Here is a 16,603-nt window from a genome sequence, read left to right as displayed (position 1 = left end):
CAAATTGTGCATCATGTGGGCAAATTGATTGTCTGCCCACATGATTTTGCGTATACTATCGCCCCGTCCAAAGTGTAGCTGGTTTTGTTCTAAACTCAGCCTATATTTACCATACAACCCAAACGTTCTAGGTTTCGCATGACAAATTATATTTTCGTCACAGGTGGTGTAGTTTCATCGCTAGGTAAAGGTATTGCTGCAGCATCGTTGGCCGCAATTCTTGAAGCTCGCGGTCTCACCGTAACCATGTTAAAACTCGACCCTTACATCAACGTCGATCCAGGCACAATGAGCCCTATTCAACATGGTGAAGTATTTGTTACTGATGACGGCGCAGAGACCGATCTTGACTTAGGTCACTATGAGCGTTTTATTCGCACCCGTATGACGAAGCGCAACAACTTCACGACCGGCCGTGTTTATGAAGAAGTGCTTAAGCGTGAGCGTCGTGGTGATTATCTTGGTGCCACTATTCAGGTTATTCCTCACATCACTAATGAAATCAAGCGCCGCGTAATTGAAGGTGCTGAAGGTCATGATGTGGCTATTGTAGAAGTAGGCGGAACAGTAGGTGATATCGAATCACAACCGTTCTTAGAAGCAATTCGCCAACTTGGAACCGAAGTAGGCCGTGAGCGCGCTATGTTCATGCACCTAACGCTTGTACCTTATATGCCTGCGTCAGGTGAAGTAAAAACTAAGCCTACGCAGCACTCAGTAAAAGAGCTTCGTTCTATTGGTATCCAACCAGACATCTTGGTATGCCGCTCGGTAGGTGCATTACCGACCAGTGAACGTTCTAAAATTGCCCTTTTCACTAATGTTGCCGACAAAGCCGTTATTTCACTGAAAGACGTAGACAGCATTTACCGCATTCCGGCAGCGCTTAAAGCGCAAGGTATGGATCAGCTTGTGGTTGACCGCTTTGGTCTAGATTGTAAAGAAGCAGACCTTTCTGAATGGGAACAAGTTCTGTATGCAGAGTCTAACCCAACGGCCGAAGTAAACATTGGAATGGTGGGTAAATACGTTGAGCTACCTGACGCGTATAAGTCGGTTAACGAAGCGCTTAAACACGCGGGCTTGAAGAACCGCTTAACAGTAAACATTCACTACGTAGACTCACAGGATGTGGAGAGCAAAGGCACGCAGATCCTAGAAAAACTAGACGCTATCCTAGTACCGGGCGGTTTCGGTGAGCGTGGTATTGAAGGCAAAATTGCGGCAGCCCGTTATGCACGTGAAAACAAAGTGCCGTACCTTGGTATTTGCTTAGGTATGCAGGTAGCGCTTATAGAATATGCACGTAACGTGGCTGGCATGGAAAACGCGAACAGCACAGAATTTGATGCCGATACCCCTTACCCAGTTGTAGGTCTTATTACCGAATGGCTAGACGCTGCAGGTACTACAGAGACGCGTACAGAAAGTTCTGATCTTGGCGGTACCATGCGCCTAGGTAGCCAGCTATGTCACCTTATCGAAGGTACCAAGGTACATGATATGTACGGTAGCGCAGAAATTTACGAGCGTCACCGCCACCGTTATGAAGTGAACAACAACTTGCGCGATCAAATTGAAGCAGCAGGCTTGAAGGTAAGTGGTTTGTCCACTGATAAGCGACTTGTAGAAGTGGTAGAAATCCCTGATCATCCTTGGTTCATTGCGGGCCAATTCCACCCTGAGTTCACTTCAACCCCTCGGGATGGACACCCACTATTTACTGGTTTTGTTGCTGCGGCAGGAAAGTACCAGAAAGAAAATCACTAATTTCTAATAAAAGGGGCGCTCTCTCCCGTTGCGCCCCAATCAATTGTTGAGGAAGAAACATGGCGAAAATTAGTCGCATTATTGGGCGCGAGATTTTAGATTCACGCGGTAATCCAACAGTAGAAGCAGATGTATTTTTAGAGTCTGGCGTTATGGGCCGTGCTGCAGCACCATCTGGTGCCTCTACTGGTAGCCGCGAAGCACTAGAACTACGCGACGGCGACAAGTCTCGTTACCTAGGTAAAGGTGTTACAAAGGCAGTAGCAGCAGTTAACGACACTATCGCGCCAGCACTTATTGGTAAAGACGCATTAGCGCAAGCTGACATCGACGGCATTATGATTGACCTTGATGGTACAGAAAACAAAGAAACATTGGGTGCGAACGCTATCCTTGCTGTTTCTCTAGCCGTTGCAAAAGCAGCCGCCGCTGAAAAAGGCGTAGCGCTTTACGAGCACATTGCAGACCTAAACGGTACTTCTGGTCAGTACTCAATGCCTGTACCAATGATGAACATCATCAACGGTGGTGAGCACGCTGACAACAATGTAGACATTCAAGAGTTCATGGTACAGCCTGTTGGCGCGAAGAGCTTCAAAGAAGCACTACGTATGGGCGCTGAGATCTTCCACGCACTTAAGAAAGTACTTTCTGCTAAAGGCCTTAACACGGCAGTTGGCGACGAAGGTGGTTTCGCGCCTAACCTAAGCTCAAATGCTGAAGCACTAGCGGTAATTGTAGAAGCCGTTGAAAACGCGGGCTACAAAATGAATGAAGACATTACTCTTGCACTAGACTGTGCAGCGTCTGAATTCTACAAAGAAGGCAAATACGTACTATCTGGCGAAGATAAGAGCTTCGATTCAGAAGCGTTCGGTGACTACCTTGCAGACCTTTCGTCACAATACCCAATTGTATCTATTGAAGATGGTCTAGACGAGAGCGACTGGGACGGATGGGCAAGCCTTACTAAGAAAATTGGTGACAAAGTACAGCTTGTTGGTGACGACTTGTTTGTAACTAACACTAAAATTCTTAAGCGCGGTATCGATAACGGCATTGGTAACTCAATCCTTATCAAGTTCAACCAAATCGGTTCACTAACAGAAACGCTTAACGCAATTAAGATGGCAAAAGATGCGGGCTTTACAGCAGTTATCTCTCACCGTTCTGGTGAGACTGAAGATGCAACTATTGCCGACCTTGCAGTAGGCACAGCAGCGGGGCAAATCAAGACGGGTTCACTATGCCGTTCTGACCGTGTTGCTAAGTACAACCAACTACTTCGTATTGAAGAAGCGCTAGGTGACGCTGCAACTTACAAAGGCCGTAGCGAAATTAAGGGGCAATAAGCCAGTCCTTGCACGTCTAGAAAAACTAAAAAAGCCAGTCAACGTTGACTGGCTTTTTTTATTTTAACTGAATCTACTCACGATCTAGGCGCGCTAGCTAGTTCTCAAATGACTTAAAGAATAAAGGCCCCTTGTTTGACTGCTTTTCTTTCTCACTTCTTCAAGAGCCTCCGCCTCACTTGCGGCGAATAGCGCATCAATCAGGCGGTTAAAGTGTGCATGCATTGCTGTTCTTGCTGCCTGAGAATTCCTTGCTTTTAAACTCTGAAAAATTTGGTTGTGTTCTTCCAATCTGTCCTGGTCAGATTGACTACAGACACTACTATAGGCATGGATTATTTGTGGTTGTGAATCGCGTAGCGCCCAAAACTTATTTACCGCGAGCAAGATTGCTTTATTACGTGTCGCTTTAGAAATAATAATATGGAATTCACGGTCGGCCTCTTCAGCATTAACACCGGTTTTCATCGCTTCAAGCGTTTTCTCTAATGCATTTAGCTCTTCGTCTGTAATTGACAACGCCGCTAGTGCAGCGGCTTCGCCTTCTACAAGTGCCCTGGCCTGAGTAAGTTCGAACGCACTAATTTGCTCGGTGGTTGCTTCTTCTTGGTCACTCGCTTTATCAAGGACGTAAACACCTGAACCTGTCTTTACCTCTACGTGCTGAAGCACCTCAAGCGCGATAATAGCTTCACGTATTGTTGGGCGACTAACGTCGAAGGTTTCTGCAAGCTCCCGTTCAGCGGGCAAACGCGTGCCAGGTGGGTACAAACCAGAAGCAATTAATGCTTTAATTTTATCTGCAATTTGCCAGAACATTCGACGACTTTTCATGTTCAAAACCTTTTCTTTAAAACCCTGAATATTTCACGCAGTTTATCTACTCATCAAAAGCTTAAATGCTACCTGAGAGCGCTCACCTCAGCGAAAGATTATAGTAAAGTACTAATCATTATATACCGTCAATATACACGCAATTGGTAATATTTCAATCCAACCTCTCCGACCATTTAAAAATTAAACTTTAAATATAAATTTCAAACACTTAAACAAATAAAATTTATTACCACCATTAGAAAAAACACCAATATAAGGACTAAAACCACTAATTTGGTCATACAAAAAGGTTAGTAACTAGACGTTACTAGAAAAATGGTCATTCATTTAATCAATCATGCTACGCATTTGCGGCTATACAAGATTGTGTAATGGCATCCCAGTTGCCTTCACTTACCCACTCTTTTTTAGCAACCCACGTTCCACCGACTGCAAATACATTAGGTAGCGAAAGGTAATCAGTTTTGTTCAATTGATTCACGCCGCCTGTAGGGCAAAACGTAACATCACGAAATACCGATGACACTGCTTTTAAAAAAGGCGCTCCACCTGATAAAGATGCTGGAAAAAGCTTTTGCTCTGTAAAACCAGCTTCAAGGGTCATAAGAATATCTGCGGTATTCGACACTCCAGGCAATACCGGTATCTGACATGCCTCCAGCGCATTTAACAATGAACTAGATACCGCGGGTGTCACGATAAAATCACTACCTACTTCAATAGCGGCAGATAATATCTCTTCGTTAATCACTGTACCTGCCCCCACTATCAGTGAAGGTACTTCTGACTTAATAGCGCTTAGCGCTTCAAGTGAGGCCTCTGTTCTAAGTACCACTTCTACAAGGTTTAAGCCTGCTTTGGACATGGCTTTCGCAATATTTACACCTTGTTCTGAGGAATCTGCCTGAATGATTGGCAACAGGGTTTGGCCTGACATAAGTTCAGAAAAGCGTGTCATACATGTTCTCTCTAGTTGTTAAATGTTAATGGGCCTTAACCTGAAAAACGTTCGTTAAGTGTTTTGCAAACAGTGTGATGGATGTGCTACCGCTTCCACCTAACTAAAAATAAGCATCGATTGTTCGGTAATGATTTAGCTTTTTTCAGCCAACGCGGCTTCTACAATGCCCTGTGGAATAATGGCTCCGCGGTGCTGAATCACAGTGCCTGCCGCTTTCGCCGCAAGTTCAACCGAACGAGAAATAGGCATATCATTAAGCCTGCTGCCTAAATACACACCGTTAAATGCATCGCCAGCCGATGTGGTATCGACTACGTTGGCAACTGGAACGATAGCGTGCTCTAAACGTTCACCGTCTAACACGGTAAGTACCGATGAAGGTCCATTCTTGATAACAATCTCATTGACGCCAAACGATTCGCAAAGGGCTAAGGCATCGTTTGCACTCTCAATATCAAAAAGCTCAATAATGTCTTCCACACCAACGAGTGCTACATCACAAAGCGAAAGTGCCTGCTTAAAGTTCTTACTTGCTTCATCAGGTGTTTCCCAAAGTCGTGCACGATAGTTAGGGTCGAACACTATTTTTACGCCGCTCTCTTTTAACGCCTCAATAAAACGAAAGAAGGATGGGCGTTCATCGCGTGGGATAATGGCAATGGAAATACCAGAGAACATAAACATATCATTGGCAGATAATGCATTAAGTGTTTCTCGATTTAGATATGACATGATGGTTTTTGCAGCTGACTGTGACCGCCAGTAGGTAAAGCTGCGCTCACCTGATTCATCAGTGTCAATGAGATACAAACCGGTAGAACGATGTTCATTTGAAAATACGAAAGAGGTGTTTAGCCCTTCCACTTCAAAGTTATTTTTCATGCGAAGGCTAAACGTATCGTTACCCACAACCGTTACAAAACCAACCTGCACATCAGAAAAACATCGCTTTAAGTAAACAGCAGAATTGTACACATCGCCTGCAAAAGATTGATGTAACGTTGTGTCAGAGCCTTCATTCGAGCGCAGTTCAACCATGCATTCGCCAATAAAGCTAAGCTTTTTCATTTGGTACGCCTTGTTTGGTGGTTCATTGAAACTGTGAGCACATAAAACGTGCCCACAGTAAAAGCACTATTGTTTTATTGGTTCGATTTTGGGGATAAGAAGCCAAACCGAAGCAGCGGCAATAATGGCAAGTGATGCGCCAATAATAAAAGCAGGGGTATAGTTGCCATCGGCGGTTAACATGGGCACTAGTGAAGTTAACCCCACAGCGCCTAGTTTGGCTGCCATTCCGGAAAACCCAGACAAGGTTCCCACCGATTTTTTACCTAACAGGTCGCTAGGTAATGTTTGAACATTACCAATGGCGGTTTGAAAACCAAATAAAATGACAGCCATAATCAACACCGCCGTAATTGCAGACCCTGGATTTGCCATTGCCAGAAGAGCAGGAAGCATAATCACACAGCCCAGCGTGATAACGAGCTTTCGGGTTTTATCGGTATTCCAACCGGCCTTTAATCGGTTCTGCGCAAGTAAGCCGCCAAACCAAGCTCCCAGCATGGCGCCAACATACGGAACCCATCCATACAAACCAATAGACTTAACATCCATGCCATACACTTCGTTAAGGTAAATTGGGATCCAGAATACAAACAGCCACCAAATAGGGTCGATAGCAGCGGAAGCGATAATCACGCCCCAGCTTTGTTTTTTCGACAGCAGCTCTTTCGTAGAAGGGTTGTATTCGTTCTCGCAATCAGCAGCATCATCACTTGATTCCACGCGCTGGCCAGTAAGAATGTACTGTTTCTCTTCTTCAGTTATCCAAGGGTGTGAGCCAGGCGGTGCTTTAACAAGCACAAGCCACGGTACTAGCCATAAAAAGCCCAGCGAACCCACAACAATAAAAATTAGCTGCCAGCTAAAGTAAATGGTCATCATGGCAATGGCTGGAATAGCAATAATTCCACCTATGGCTGCGCCTGAATTAAAAATACCCTGCGCTAATGCACGCTCTTTAGTTGGAAACCATTCGGCATTACCTTTAGCCGCGCCTGGCCAGTTACCCGCCTCTGACACACCCAGAATGGCACGAAAAATGGCAAAACTTAGAAAACCTTGTGCAAATGCGTGAAGCACGGTAGCAAGAGACCATACGCCTATTGATAATACAAACCCAATACGGGTGCCTATCCAATCGAAAATTTTTCCGAAAATAGCTTGTCCAAAGGCGTAAGCGAAAACGAAGACGATAGAAATATTTGCATAAATTTGTTTGCGCTCTACTGCAGATTCATCGGGGAAAAGATCTTCAACAATGTCTGGCCAAAGTACGCTAAGTGCCTGTCTATCGATGTAGTTAATTATGGTTGCTAGCGCGATAAGGGCAATAACCCACCATCGCAAGCCATTAATTTTCATTATTATTCTCCCACAAAATCTTCGCGAGCAGGGCTAAATGTATCGATTAGAATACCGCCAGTAGGGCAAACTGCACCATGCTCTACGTGAGGTGGAATAAGACAACTATCCCCTTTCTTCAAAATCTTCATTTCACCACCTATGCTGAAATGAAATTCACCTTCTTCAACATACGTTACTTGAGAATGACGATGTGCATGGGTATATCCTTCTGCACCCTTATCAAAAAATACTTTTACAGCCATAAGTTCATGATTAAAACCCAGCATTTGACGCTTTAAACCGTTGCCCAAGTCTTCAATCTCGGTCTCGTTGCCAAATAGAAAATGTTCGCTTTGCTTATTCATAACGTAAATCCTAAAAAATTACAGCGCATACACAGCGAGACGGCTTGAAAGCGTGTAACGGTTTTTATCAAAATCAAAAGAAACAGACTTGGTCGACTCACTACCGTCTGTGGTATTTATGGCTATCAGAAACTGTTGTTCGCCCGCCGTTACTACAAGTAAAAGCAACGTGTCGTGTTCTACAGTGTGAACTGACGTAATAATGCTTTCTGCGCCCAACGTATATTCTTTGCTTGGGTTGTATTCACCATGGGGCTCTAAAACAGAAACGAATTGGTGATGTGCCTCGCCTTCCACACGACGTATAAAGCCGCTCTCGTTGCGAAGATTGAAATTAGGGTCACCGGCACCTAACTGTGTAAATAGAAAGGCTTCATTGCCTTGTGCAACGCTGTGTTGTGAATAGAAACGGCCGTTGCTATTTAACCAAGTCACTCTTGCCATATCAGCTTTAGGAATGCCCTTAGCCCTTAGCCACAAGTGCTGATATCCACTTACTGTTCCTAGTGCAGATAACGTATTGGTATACCCCTGATATTCAAAACTAGTATCGATTAGATGCCCGCTGTAATGCAGCGGTAAATCGTAGGTATGCGGCTTGTCACTAGATACATCAAACACATCAACAACAATGCGCTTGTTCAAAGTAGGCAGGGAAAGTAACGCTATGGTTCTATCAAGTACAACGTCGTTATAGGCATTATCGATGCTAGCGCGAGCAACTGTACCGTGCTTATTGCTTTCAAAGAAATGTAGCGTAGGCGCGTTTGCATTTGCTTTATCTAGATTAAAAGAAAAATGACTTTGCTCATCAACCACTACCGTATTGTGCGCAACGGTTTGTTTGGCATAACTATTATTTTCTGGAAGGTAACGACCACCAAATTTAGCTTCTACATTTAAGAATCGTGCCGCACCATAGTCGGTTACAATTTCACTGCCTTTATCGTAAAACTGCCATGTTAGTTTATCGAAGTGACCATGCCCTAAACCTTGGGCTGCAGGTTTAAATAAAACAGCTTCGCCTTGCGCTTCTTCACTGCGCATAATAACCAATGCACCTTCATCGCCGTCTTTACCGTCACCCAAGGCCATCGATTCGAAAACATAAGGCGTTGCTTTGTTCTCATCTAGGGCCTTCGCTACGTCAACACCATCGCCTGTGAGTACTATTCGTCCTTGCTGCTTAGCAATATCCAGTAAACCTGAATCTTTAGCTTGCTGGTACGCCACAGCAACACCATACACAAGCTCAATAGTATCTATGCCTTTACTTTTAATGGCATCATTGATTGGGAAGAACAGCCCATTGTAGCTAAGTTGAATGGTGGTATTTATTGCTTTAAGCAAAACCTTATCGCGGTAGTCAAAAATGTTGCGTTGAGGCTCATTGTTTTCAATTGCTTTAGCAAACGTTATAAACGGCATTAGTGCATAACGTTGATAGTAGGGCCCTTCGTTGTAATAGCCTTGAGGAGAAAACAAGGTATCAAGCTGTTTTAAGAAACCACCTTTGCCAGACTTTTCAAGGTCGTATAGTGCTTTTTCAACCCATTCTGGTTCGTTTAGCACGTAGCCTGCCATACCTACGCCAGCAGTGGCCCACGTTCCGTGATTGTGTACTTTATTGAAAGTAGATGGTTGCCCTTCAGATAAGAACAACGCTACAGGCCGCAACAGTTGGCTCTCAATAACGCTTCGCTCTTCTTCATTAAGTGCGTTATACACTAAGTCGTAAGCTTGAATAGTATTCACAAGCCATACGGCTTCATTTAGGCTTTGCCAGAAGAAAACGCCTGGATTTTGTGCATTCACTTTACGCTGTGGGTGCAACCCTAAAGTAGGATAAAGTGCCGCATAGTCTAACAAGAGACTTTTTACATAATCCGCATACTTTTCGTTATCACTAATTTGGTATACCACGCCAGCGTTATACATAAGCTGGTAATTCTTTTTATGACGTTCGTGGGTGTAACCGCCGCCACCGTCTTTTGGCACAGGAACCACGTTTGGCATTGCTAGATGCAAATCTACCTCTTGCTTAACTTGCAAATAAGCATCTTGAAAACGCCCCCCATGCTTTGCGGCATGGCGCATTTTTACAACGTCGTCTTGCGTGATCACTAAGTTAGGATGGGCGGCAAGTGAAGAAAAAGAAAGCGAACAAAAAATGAAAAGTAACAGCGCAGATTTATTTTGTAGGGTACAGAGGTTTTTAATCATTGCTATTTACTCCTTGTTCGCTTTCGTGGAAACATTGTCTTGTAACAAAGCAGTATGGGTGCCGTGCGCAAATTTCTCCTCAATTTTCGGCGCGGATGTATTTACGAAAACATTACTTGTTATTGTTGTTTTCGGCTCTCCAACTGTGTGATTAACCACGATAGGCTCAGACTCATTGAATTCATTGTTGTGTAGCGTCGAAACCTGTACACCATGAACGTATACGCTAGCACTTTGTTTGTTGCGTTTACCGCTGCCTACGTTAGTTAACACGTTGTCCAGCATACTTAGGTGCGGCCCAAATGTGCTCTCATCGGTACCGCCTCGGTAAAGATTCACAACGCTACCACTCACATTTTTAAACGTATTATTGGTTATTCTGACGTACTCAGCGTTATAAATACCGTAATCCTCTATCTCTTTATCGAGACTTAGAACATGACCAGTAACATCGTTAAAGTTATTTTTTGAAAGTGTTATGTCATCGGCAAATGCACCTTTGCCAGATGTGAAGAAGTTAAAAGAATGGTTGATATCTAGACGTTCAATATCACAGTTTTCTACATTGAAGACATAGTTATGCAGCATGCCCCATTTCTTTGTTCTCACAACGCTATTGCCAAAGGCGTCTGGGCTGTTTTTTCCTGACAGTACCAAACCATCAAGTTTCAAATTTCCATTGTCCTGTATTTCAAACAAGGCAGAGCGTTCGAACGACAGCGTTGTCGCTTTGGGAACTTGTGCTGTAACCGTTACTGTTTTATCGATAATAAGAACACTGGGCACAACGATTGTGCCAGGTGCGATTGCAATAACATCTCCGTCACTGGCATTTTCAAGTGCTGTCATAAATTCAACAGCATCGGCACCTACGTTAATTGTTTTACCTGCAGCGAAGTTCACTTCAGGTACTATTTTGGGATACCAGCTTACGCCGACGTCACTTTTTGATACGACGTTCATGTCAGAAGCAACACCAACATTTTTTGTTTCTGCGCCTTTTACCTCGGGCTCGTTTAACTTAGCGACGTTAAGCCCATTCTCACTCTTAACAAGGGGTAGCACTGCAGTAGTAAAACCTTCGCTAAGTTCTTTTATCATTTTGGTATTAGCGACATTGTTAGCGAATGTAATGCCGCTCACATCATCAAACAATGTAAAAGGTTGGTTTAGCGAAGCATTGTAAATAAGGTTATTGGCAAACAATGAATTTATAGGTGCCGCGCTTCTCTCTTCATCGCTTCCTGCACCAAGTTGAATATGTGACACGTTAATGAATGAGTTATTTGTGATTTGCGCGTTATTGACCTGATGATAACGATTGATAGGCGAGTCAGGCACACCATTCATAACCGTAAAGCCACTACCAAAGCGATAGCCCGTTAGCCTCTCCAAGTAGTTATTGGTTATCACTTGGCCTTCATTGATAACGCGAATTCCGCCAGTATGGTCTACGCCATTGCCTAAAAATACATTGCTTTCAACGCGGTTATTATTACCGTGTCTTAGGGTGAGAGTGCCTTTGGCGGATAGAAAAACGTTTCCCTTCAGCAGGTTCTCACCTGACTTCACAGAAATAATTTCAACCTCGCCATTTGTCTGTTCGAAGATATTATTGATAACCTGAGTATACGAATTACTCAGTGAGTAATGACTTGTACCAATTCTTAACGTTTCTCCACCGTTTGAACCGAATACAGGGCGATAACCGAAGTAGTTGTGATCAATACTGTGATGGTTCTCTTGATGTGCTTCGCCGTTTAGTCGGACCGCGACAGTAACTCCTTTGTTACGCTTACCCGTTAGATGATTATGGTCAAACCGATTGTGCTTACCATAAAGCGCAACCCAATAATCTGATTCTTGGCGATCTGGATTACTGTATTCATCAATGACTGTTTCACTTACTCGTGAATAATTAGCAGGCGTTTCTGCATCTTTTCTAAACGCGATAACAGCGCTAGTAGGGGTATAGCCGTTTTTGAATACTAAACCCGATACTTCTAAATACTGCCCAGCTAACCTTAAATTAGAGCGGCCAGACAGAATAACCTTTCCTTTTGTTTGTGCAGACAGCGTGATAGGACTATCTGCACTGCCCTGACCTTCTAATAAAATTTCGAAGTCGCGGTAAACACCGTCTTTCAGTATTACGTCGTCACCCGCCTCTAGCGAAGGTGCTATTGCGCTGTATTCATCTTGTGAGCTAACAATATATTGTTTAGCGCCTGCATTTGACGACAAAGCACTTACCACAATAAATACTGCTAACCATTCAAATAAACGTACTTGCATATACAGCCTGCCCTTTGCTTAAAGTAGAACTAGTGACGACGTAACTGACACGCTACTTAGTGAGCGTTTTAAAATAATCGAAAATTTCAGGTACGTTGCCTTGGCTTAATCCAGCATCTACCGCAGCATTTAAGTTCGCAGACGAACCTTCGGCAATTTTAGATACCGTACCTAGGTCTTCTACCATTTTCAGAAAGTAACCTAAGTCTTTATTGGCATTTGCAATTGAAAAGCCCAAATCACTTACGTTGTCGACGGCGTAGTTTTTACAAAACTGCATAAATGGAGAGCTAGATGGGCCTGTAGACATAATGTCGAAAAGTTGCTGTTTATCTACGCCAGCCTTTTCTGCCACAGCGAACGCTTGCGACATAGCACACACGGTTGTCATTCCCATAAAGTTATTGATTAATTTGGTGGTGTGACCCGCGCCTAAAGCCCCCAGGTGAAATACATTTTCACCCTGATCTTGAAGTACACCTTTTACTTTATTGAAAGTGTCGATATCGCCTGCAGCCATAATATTCAGAAGGCCGTCTTTGGCGTGAGCAGGTGTTCTCCCAAGCGGTGCGTCAATCATTCCCACGCCTTTCTCGGCTAGGTCTGCACCAATTTTCTTGGTAGAAGCTGGAATTGACGTACCAAAATCAACTAACACAGCGCCTTCTTGCAGGCCTTCCAGTACACCGTTTTCTGCATAAATCACTTTTTCCACGATGTCTGAAGTGGTTAGACACAACATAACAATATCTGATGCTTCAGCGAGTGCCTTACCAGTTTGAGCCGTTTTCCCGCCGCGCTCTACACACTTTGCTACCGCATCTTTATTTAAGTCCATCACTGTGACGGCATAACCTTTGTTTTGAAGGTTTTCTACCATATTGCCGCCCATAAGGCCTAAACCGATGAAACCAATGGTTGGTTTGGACATGACTGTCTCCTAATGACGATATTCGTTGTCTTGCTCGAATATAAGCGTCGAACTGAAAATTAAATGAATAACGCTTTGTTGTGGCATGTGCTTTAAAAAATGCCAATTCAAGCTTGTATTCAAAGTATTATTAGCTAACCAATTTGTCAACCAATTATTGAGAATAACAAAAAAGCTGTAATACCAATAAAAGAAAGAATCAAGCCAAGACATTAAGTTAAATCAAAGCAAAAACATGATTTAATTGAATTTAATCAAATCACACCATGTTTTCACTCAGCGTCTTTGCTTTGACAATTTCATTTTTACCACTGACGCATTGGTAAAACCAAAAGCTGGAAAGTTGGTTGCGGTATCTAAAAACTTTTTCTTCAAATACCGCAATAACCTTTCTTTCAATCAGAATCGGTAGTTTGCGCCTAGCGTAATTCTGCGGTCAGTCAAACCTTGGAAGCACAGTAGTGCGTTTTCATTTACACAGTATTGCTCCACTTCTGACTCAGTAAGATTCACAGCTTCCACACCGACGTTTAAGTTTTCGTTCACGTCATAGGTAACGCTGGCATTTAGCTGGCCGCGATCACCCTGTACGGCTGGAAAGCCCCATGGAAAACTTGAAGTACTGCCGAAGTCATCGGTTCGATATGCTTCTCGCCAGGTGTAACGCATACGCGCTGATAACCCGTATTTCTCGTAGTAAAGCGTAAAGTTGTACGCATTTTCAGATAGGTTCAGTAGCCCCTGCACTGCTGATACGTCTATATCATCAACACCCGTAGTTGCAGCAAAAACGTTTGAAGCACGGCTTGTTGCGCTGTTCTCAGCTTCGCCACCAGAGAACTCTTGGATGGTATAGTTTGCAAGCACACCAAAACCTGACGCCCAACCTAGTTCACTTTCAAAGCCCGATAGGTCGTACTGAACCGCGAACTCGATACCTTTCTGAGTAGTCTCGCCGGTGTCGTTTATCTTGGTCTCAGTTCCCACACAAACGCCTGTGCCTAAATCAGGCCCGAAAACGTTAATATCGGCAATTGGGTTGAATATACCGCCACCTTCACAAGGATCAGTAAGGTCTCTGAAGCCTGTAGTTGGGTCTTCAAACGGCGTTACAATTTGGTCAACAAAAAGGTCTTTACGGGTTTTGTGGAAGATACCTACGCTAACCACGCTGGCTTCAGCGAAATACCATTCAGCAGATAAATCGTAAGACACTACCTCTTCTGGCGTTAAGCCTGGGTTACCAATAGCCACATTCGGGTTAGGGCTGGTACTGAAAGTTACCGAGGTAGATAGGTCGTTGAAGTTAGGACGACGTATGTCTTTGCCTGCACCAAAACGCAAAACCACGTCATCAGTAACATCAGCCACAATGTTCAAGCGTGGCAAAATAAAGTCGTAGTCACCTGTGTTGGTAACGCGAGAAACCAGTTCATTACCCTCATCGTCCACGGTAATAGAATTACCCAGTGAAGTTACATCTGTTTGAAGATATCGAACGCCGAAGTTACCTCGGAACATTTCATATTCAAAATTAGCTTGCGCATAGAGTGCATGTGTCTCTTCCTCAATATCGAAGAAGCCTGATGAACTTGCTGTTGGTGCACTTAGGCTGCGGCTTGAGCCATGCACATCTAATGCTTGCTGAAGTGTGGCAAGCACACCATCGGGGTCAGATGCCACCAGCTCTGGGTTTATCAACAGGAAGTCTTTTACAAATAGGTCTCGACCGTCTGCTTCATTGAAATTGTCTGGACCAGCCACTAACAAATCGGCAAATAAGTTACCGCGAGGACTGTCGTCCATAGTTCTTAAACCGACACTTGTGCCAATATCCTCGCGCTTGCTACCCGATTTATTATAACGGTAACCAAAGTCCACAGAGGTGATCATCGTGTCAACGAAGTAAGTGAAATCGACTCTGAAGGCATCTTCAAAGTTTTCAGTGGTGTCACGACCAATGTTGACATCGCGAAGTACTACGTTGTTAGGGTCTAGAAGCTGTGCTGCGGTTGGCGCAAACTCGGCACCCTCAGCAATACCAAACGCAAGTGAACCACCGCGTAAGTCATAGGCAAAAGGAACACTGTTATCGTTTGCACCACCAGCATCTAAAGGCGCATTCGGATTAATAAAGTTCAGCGTTGTATTAAAGCTTGGCGTTGTTGTGTCTGATGAAGATGAAGCGACCTCTGCAAAAACCTTCCATTTGTCGCCTTGCCATTCACCACCCAGTCTAAAAATTTTACTGTCGGTAACACGAGAATTGGTATCGCTAGAGAAGCGAAGGTTAGGATCGTCATCGTCATTAGCAAGATTAACCGGGATAACACCGCGAAGTGCTGCTTGAATAGAGCCAAGGTTAGTACCACCTAGTGAGCCAAAGTTGATGGTTTCAAATTCGTCTGGCACAGATATATCGTTCAGAGCGCTCACGCCAGAAGCCTGCACACGTGAACTTTCTTGCAAACGCTCTTGGTCGTTTATTACCGCGTCAAAGAAGAAACGCGTATTGTCATTGGGCGCCCATTCGATGGTACCCACCAAGTTTTTAGTTTCATATTCAAAATTGTCATAGTCTTGTACGAAAAACTGAATAGGTAAAAAATCGAAGGCCTGTGCGCTTGCAAAACCACTGTCTGAAGCAACAAGGTTATCTCTATCTGCTCTAGGACGGAATGAAGTTACGTCTTGTTCAGCATAACTACCGCTAAGCACAATACCAATTTTTCCATTATCGGTATCCCAATTATCCCCAAACGTACCGGAAAATCTGGGTTGGAAATTACTGTCTGTAGTAAGGCTGCTGTTTTCGCCTTGAACACGAATAGCAGCGAGTTGTTCTGTAAGCTGTAGAGGACGAATAGTTTTAAGGTTGATAGTACCACCAACAGAGCCTTCAATCGTTTTAGCGTCAGGAGACTTGGTCACTTCAAGCCCTGCGATAATCGACGCTGAAACATCTTCAAAATCAATACCGCTTCGGCCCGCGCCAGAACCAACGGTCGATACACCGTTTATTTCAGTTCTATTTGCATCAGTACCACGAATTTGAACCCCCGTACCTACACCAGCTTCTCGAGTAATTTGAACACCGGTGATGTTTTCAAGTACTTCAGCAAGGTTTTGGTCAGGCAATTTACCAATATCTTCTGCTTCAATAACTTCTACAAGGTTGTTTTGGTACCGCTTTTCATTAAGTGCACTGGCCAATGAAGCTCTAATACCCGAAACCTCGATGACTTCTACGTCGTTTCTAGCTTCTTCTTGCGCTTCTTGTGCGCCCACATATAACGGCTGGCTTAGCGCTGTAGCAGAGAGTACAGCGATAGAGATCTTAGATAGTTTGTGTCCCATGAATATTTCCTTCGATGGATATTGAGACAAACTATACGTCTATCTCTAACCATTTTGTTAAATTTGAAACCCTATAACCCTCAACCTGTCTTACAGATTA

11 protein-coding genes are annotated in these 16,603 nt (G+C 43.9%); 2 read left to right on the top strand and 9 right to left on the bottom strand.

The features are described 5' to 3' along the window. The first annotated feature begins 138 nt into the window (after nt 1–138). Both V7R35_RS00640 and eno read left to right on the top strand, forming a co-directional pair. Nucleotides 139–1,770 (top strand): CTP synthase, encoded by a 1,632-nt coding sequence (locus V7R35_RS00640; protein ID WP_334012621.1) that lies wholly within the window; start codon nt 139–141, stop codon nt 1,768–1,770. Nucleotides 1,771–1,829: 59 nt separating this feature from the next. After that, nucleotides 1,830–3,122, top strand: coding sequence for a phosphopyruvate hydratase (eno, locus tag V7R35_RS00635; RefSeq protein ID WP_334012619.1), 1,293 nt, complete (start codon nt 1,830–1,832; stop codon nt 3,120–3,122). Nucleotides 3,123–3,215: 93 nt separating this feature from the next. Here eno and V7R35_RS00630 read toward each other — a convergent pair whose 3' ends face one another. The 9 genes from V7R35_RS00630 to V7R35_RS00590 all read right to left on the bottom strand — a co-directional run bounded on the left by V7R35_RS00630 (nt 3,216) and on the right by V7R35_RS00590 (nt 16,503). Next, complete coding sequence (locus V7R35_RS00630; RefSeq protein WP_334012617.1) at nt 3,216–3,956, bottom strand: FadR/GntR family transcriptional regulator; 741 nt, start codon at nt 3,954–3,956, stop codon at nt 3,216–3,218. 343 nt (nt 3,957–4,299) lie between these two features. Next, nucleotides 4,300–4,917, bottom strand: coding sequence for a bifunctional 4-hydroxy-2-oxoglutarate aldolase/2-dehydro-3-deoxy-phosphogluconate aldolase (eda, locus tag V7R35_RS00625; protein WP_334012616.1), 618 nt, complete (start codon nt 4,915–4,917; stop codon nt 4,300–4,302). 135 nt (nt 4,918–5,052) lie between these two features. After that, nucleotides 5,053–5,988 (bottom strand): sugar kinase, encoded by a 936-nt coding sequence (locus V7R35_RS00620; RefSeq protein ID WP_334012615.1) that lies wholly within the window; start codon nt 5,986–5,988, stop codon nt 5,053–5,055. A 66-nt stretch (nt 5,989–6,054) separates the two neighbouring features. Next, nucleotides 6,055–7,350: an MFS transporter gene (locus tag V7R35_RS00615; RefSeq protein ID WP_334012614.1), complete on the bottom strand. Its 1,296-nt coding sequence runs from the start codon at nt 7,348–7,350 to the stop codon at nt 6,055–6,057. Nucleotides 7,351–7,352: 2 nt separating this feature from the next. After that, on the bottom strand, nt 7,353–7,697 hold the full coding sequence (locus tag V7R35_RS00610) for a cupin domain-containing protein (RefSeq protein ID WP_269349538.1): 345 nt from the start codon (nt 7,695–7,697) through the stop codon (nt 7,353–7,355). 18 nt (nt 7,698–7,715) lie between these two features. After that, nucleotides 7,716–9,920: a heparinase II/III domain-containing protein gene (locus V7R35_RS00605; RefSeq protein WP_334012612.1), complete on the bottom strand. Its 2,205-nt coding sequence runs from the start codon at nt 9,918–9,920 to the stop codon at nt 7,716–7,718. Between the two features lie 6 nt (nt 9,921–9,926). Beyond that, on the bottom strand, nt 9,927–12,215 hold the full coding sequence (locus tag V7R35_RS00600; RefSeq protein WP_334012611.1) for a polysaccharide lyase 6 family protein: 2,289 nt from the start codon (nt 12,213–12,215) through the stop codon (nt 9,927–9,929). A gap of 52 nt (nt 12,216–12,267) precedes the next feature. Continuing rightward, nucleotides 12,268–13,146, bottom strand: coding sequence for an NAD(P)-dependent oxidoreductase (locus V7R35_RS00595; RefSeq protein ID WP_334012610.1), 879 nt, complete (start codon nt 13,144–13,146; stop codon nt 12,268–12,270). Nucleotides 13,147–13,545: 399 nt separating this feature from the next. Next, a complete protein-coding gene (locus V7R35_RS00590; RefSeq protein WP_334012609.1) occupies nt 13,546–16,503 on the bottom strand; it encodes a TonB-dependent receptor in 2,958 nt (985 codons plus the stop codon). Nucleotides 16,504–16,603 lie beyond the last annotated feature (100 nt).

Source organism: Alteromonas sp. S167 (assembly GCF_036864375.1).
GTDB lineage: Bacteria > Pseudomonadota > Gammaproteobacteria > Enterobacterales > Alteromonadaceae > Alteromonas.
Note: the sequence above shows the minus strand (reverse complement) of the source record. Positions and strands in the feature narration are given on the sequence as shown.

Bases quoted from the DNA above. Each gene is read 5' to 3' on its own strand.
- V7R35_RS00640 (WP_334012621.1), top strand. From the start codon at position 139: ATGACAAATTATATTTTCGTCACAGGTGGTGTAGTTTCATCGCTAGGT.
- eno (WP_334012619.1), top strand. From the start codon at position 1,830: ATGGCGAAAATTAGTCGCATTATTGGGCGCGAGATTTTAGATTCACGC.
- V7R35_RS00630 (WP_334012617.1), bottom strand. From the start codon at position 3,956: ATGAAAAGTCGTCGAATGTTCTGGCAAATTGCAGATAAAATTAAAGCA.
- eda (WP_334012616.1), bottom strand. From the start codon at position 4,917: ATGACACGCTTTTCTGAACTTATGTCAGGCCAAACCCTGTTGCCAATC.
- V7R35_RS00620 (WP_334012615.1), bottom strand. From the start codon at position 5,988: ATGAAAAAGCTTAGCTTTATTGGCGAATGCATGGTTGAACTGCGCTCG.
- V7R35_RS00615 (WP_334012614.1), bottom strand. From the start codon at position 7,350: ATGAAAATTAATGGCTTGCGATGGTGGGTTATTGCCCTTATCGCGCTA.
- V7R35_RS00610 (WP_269349538.1), bottom strand. From the start codon at position 7,697: ATGAATAAGCAAAGCGAACATTTTCTATTTGGCAACGAGACCGAGATT.
- V7R35_RS00605 (WP_334012612.1), bottom strand. From the start codon at position 9,920: ATGATTAAAAACCTCTGTACCCTACAAAATAAATCTGCGCTGTTACTT.
- V7R35_RS00600 (WP_334012611.1), bottom strand. From the start codon at position 12,215: ATGCAAGTACGTTTATTTGAATGGTTAGCAGTATTTATTGTGGTAAGT.
- V7R35_RS00595 (WP_334012610.1), bottom strand. From the start codon at position 13,146: ATGTCCAAACCAACCATTGGTTTCATCGGTTTAGGCCTTATGGGCGGC.
- V7R35_RS00590 (WP_334012609.1), bottom strand. From the start codon at position 16,503: ATGGGACACAAACTATCTAAGATCTCTATCGCTGTACTCTCTGCTACA.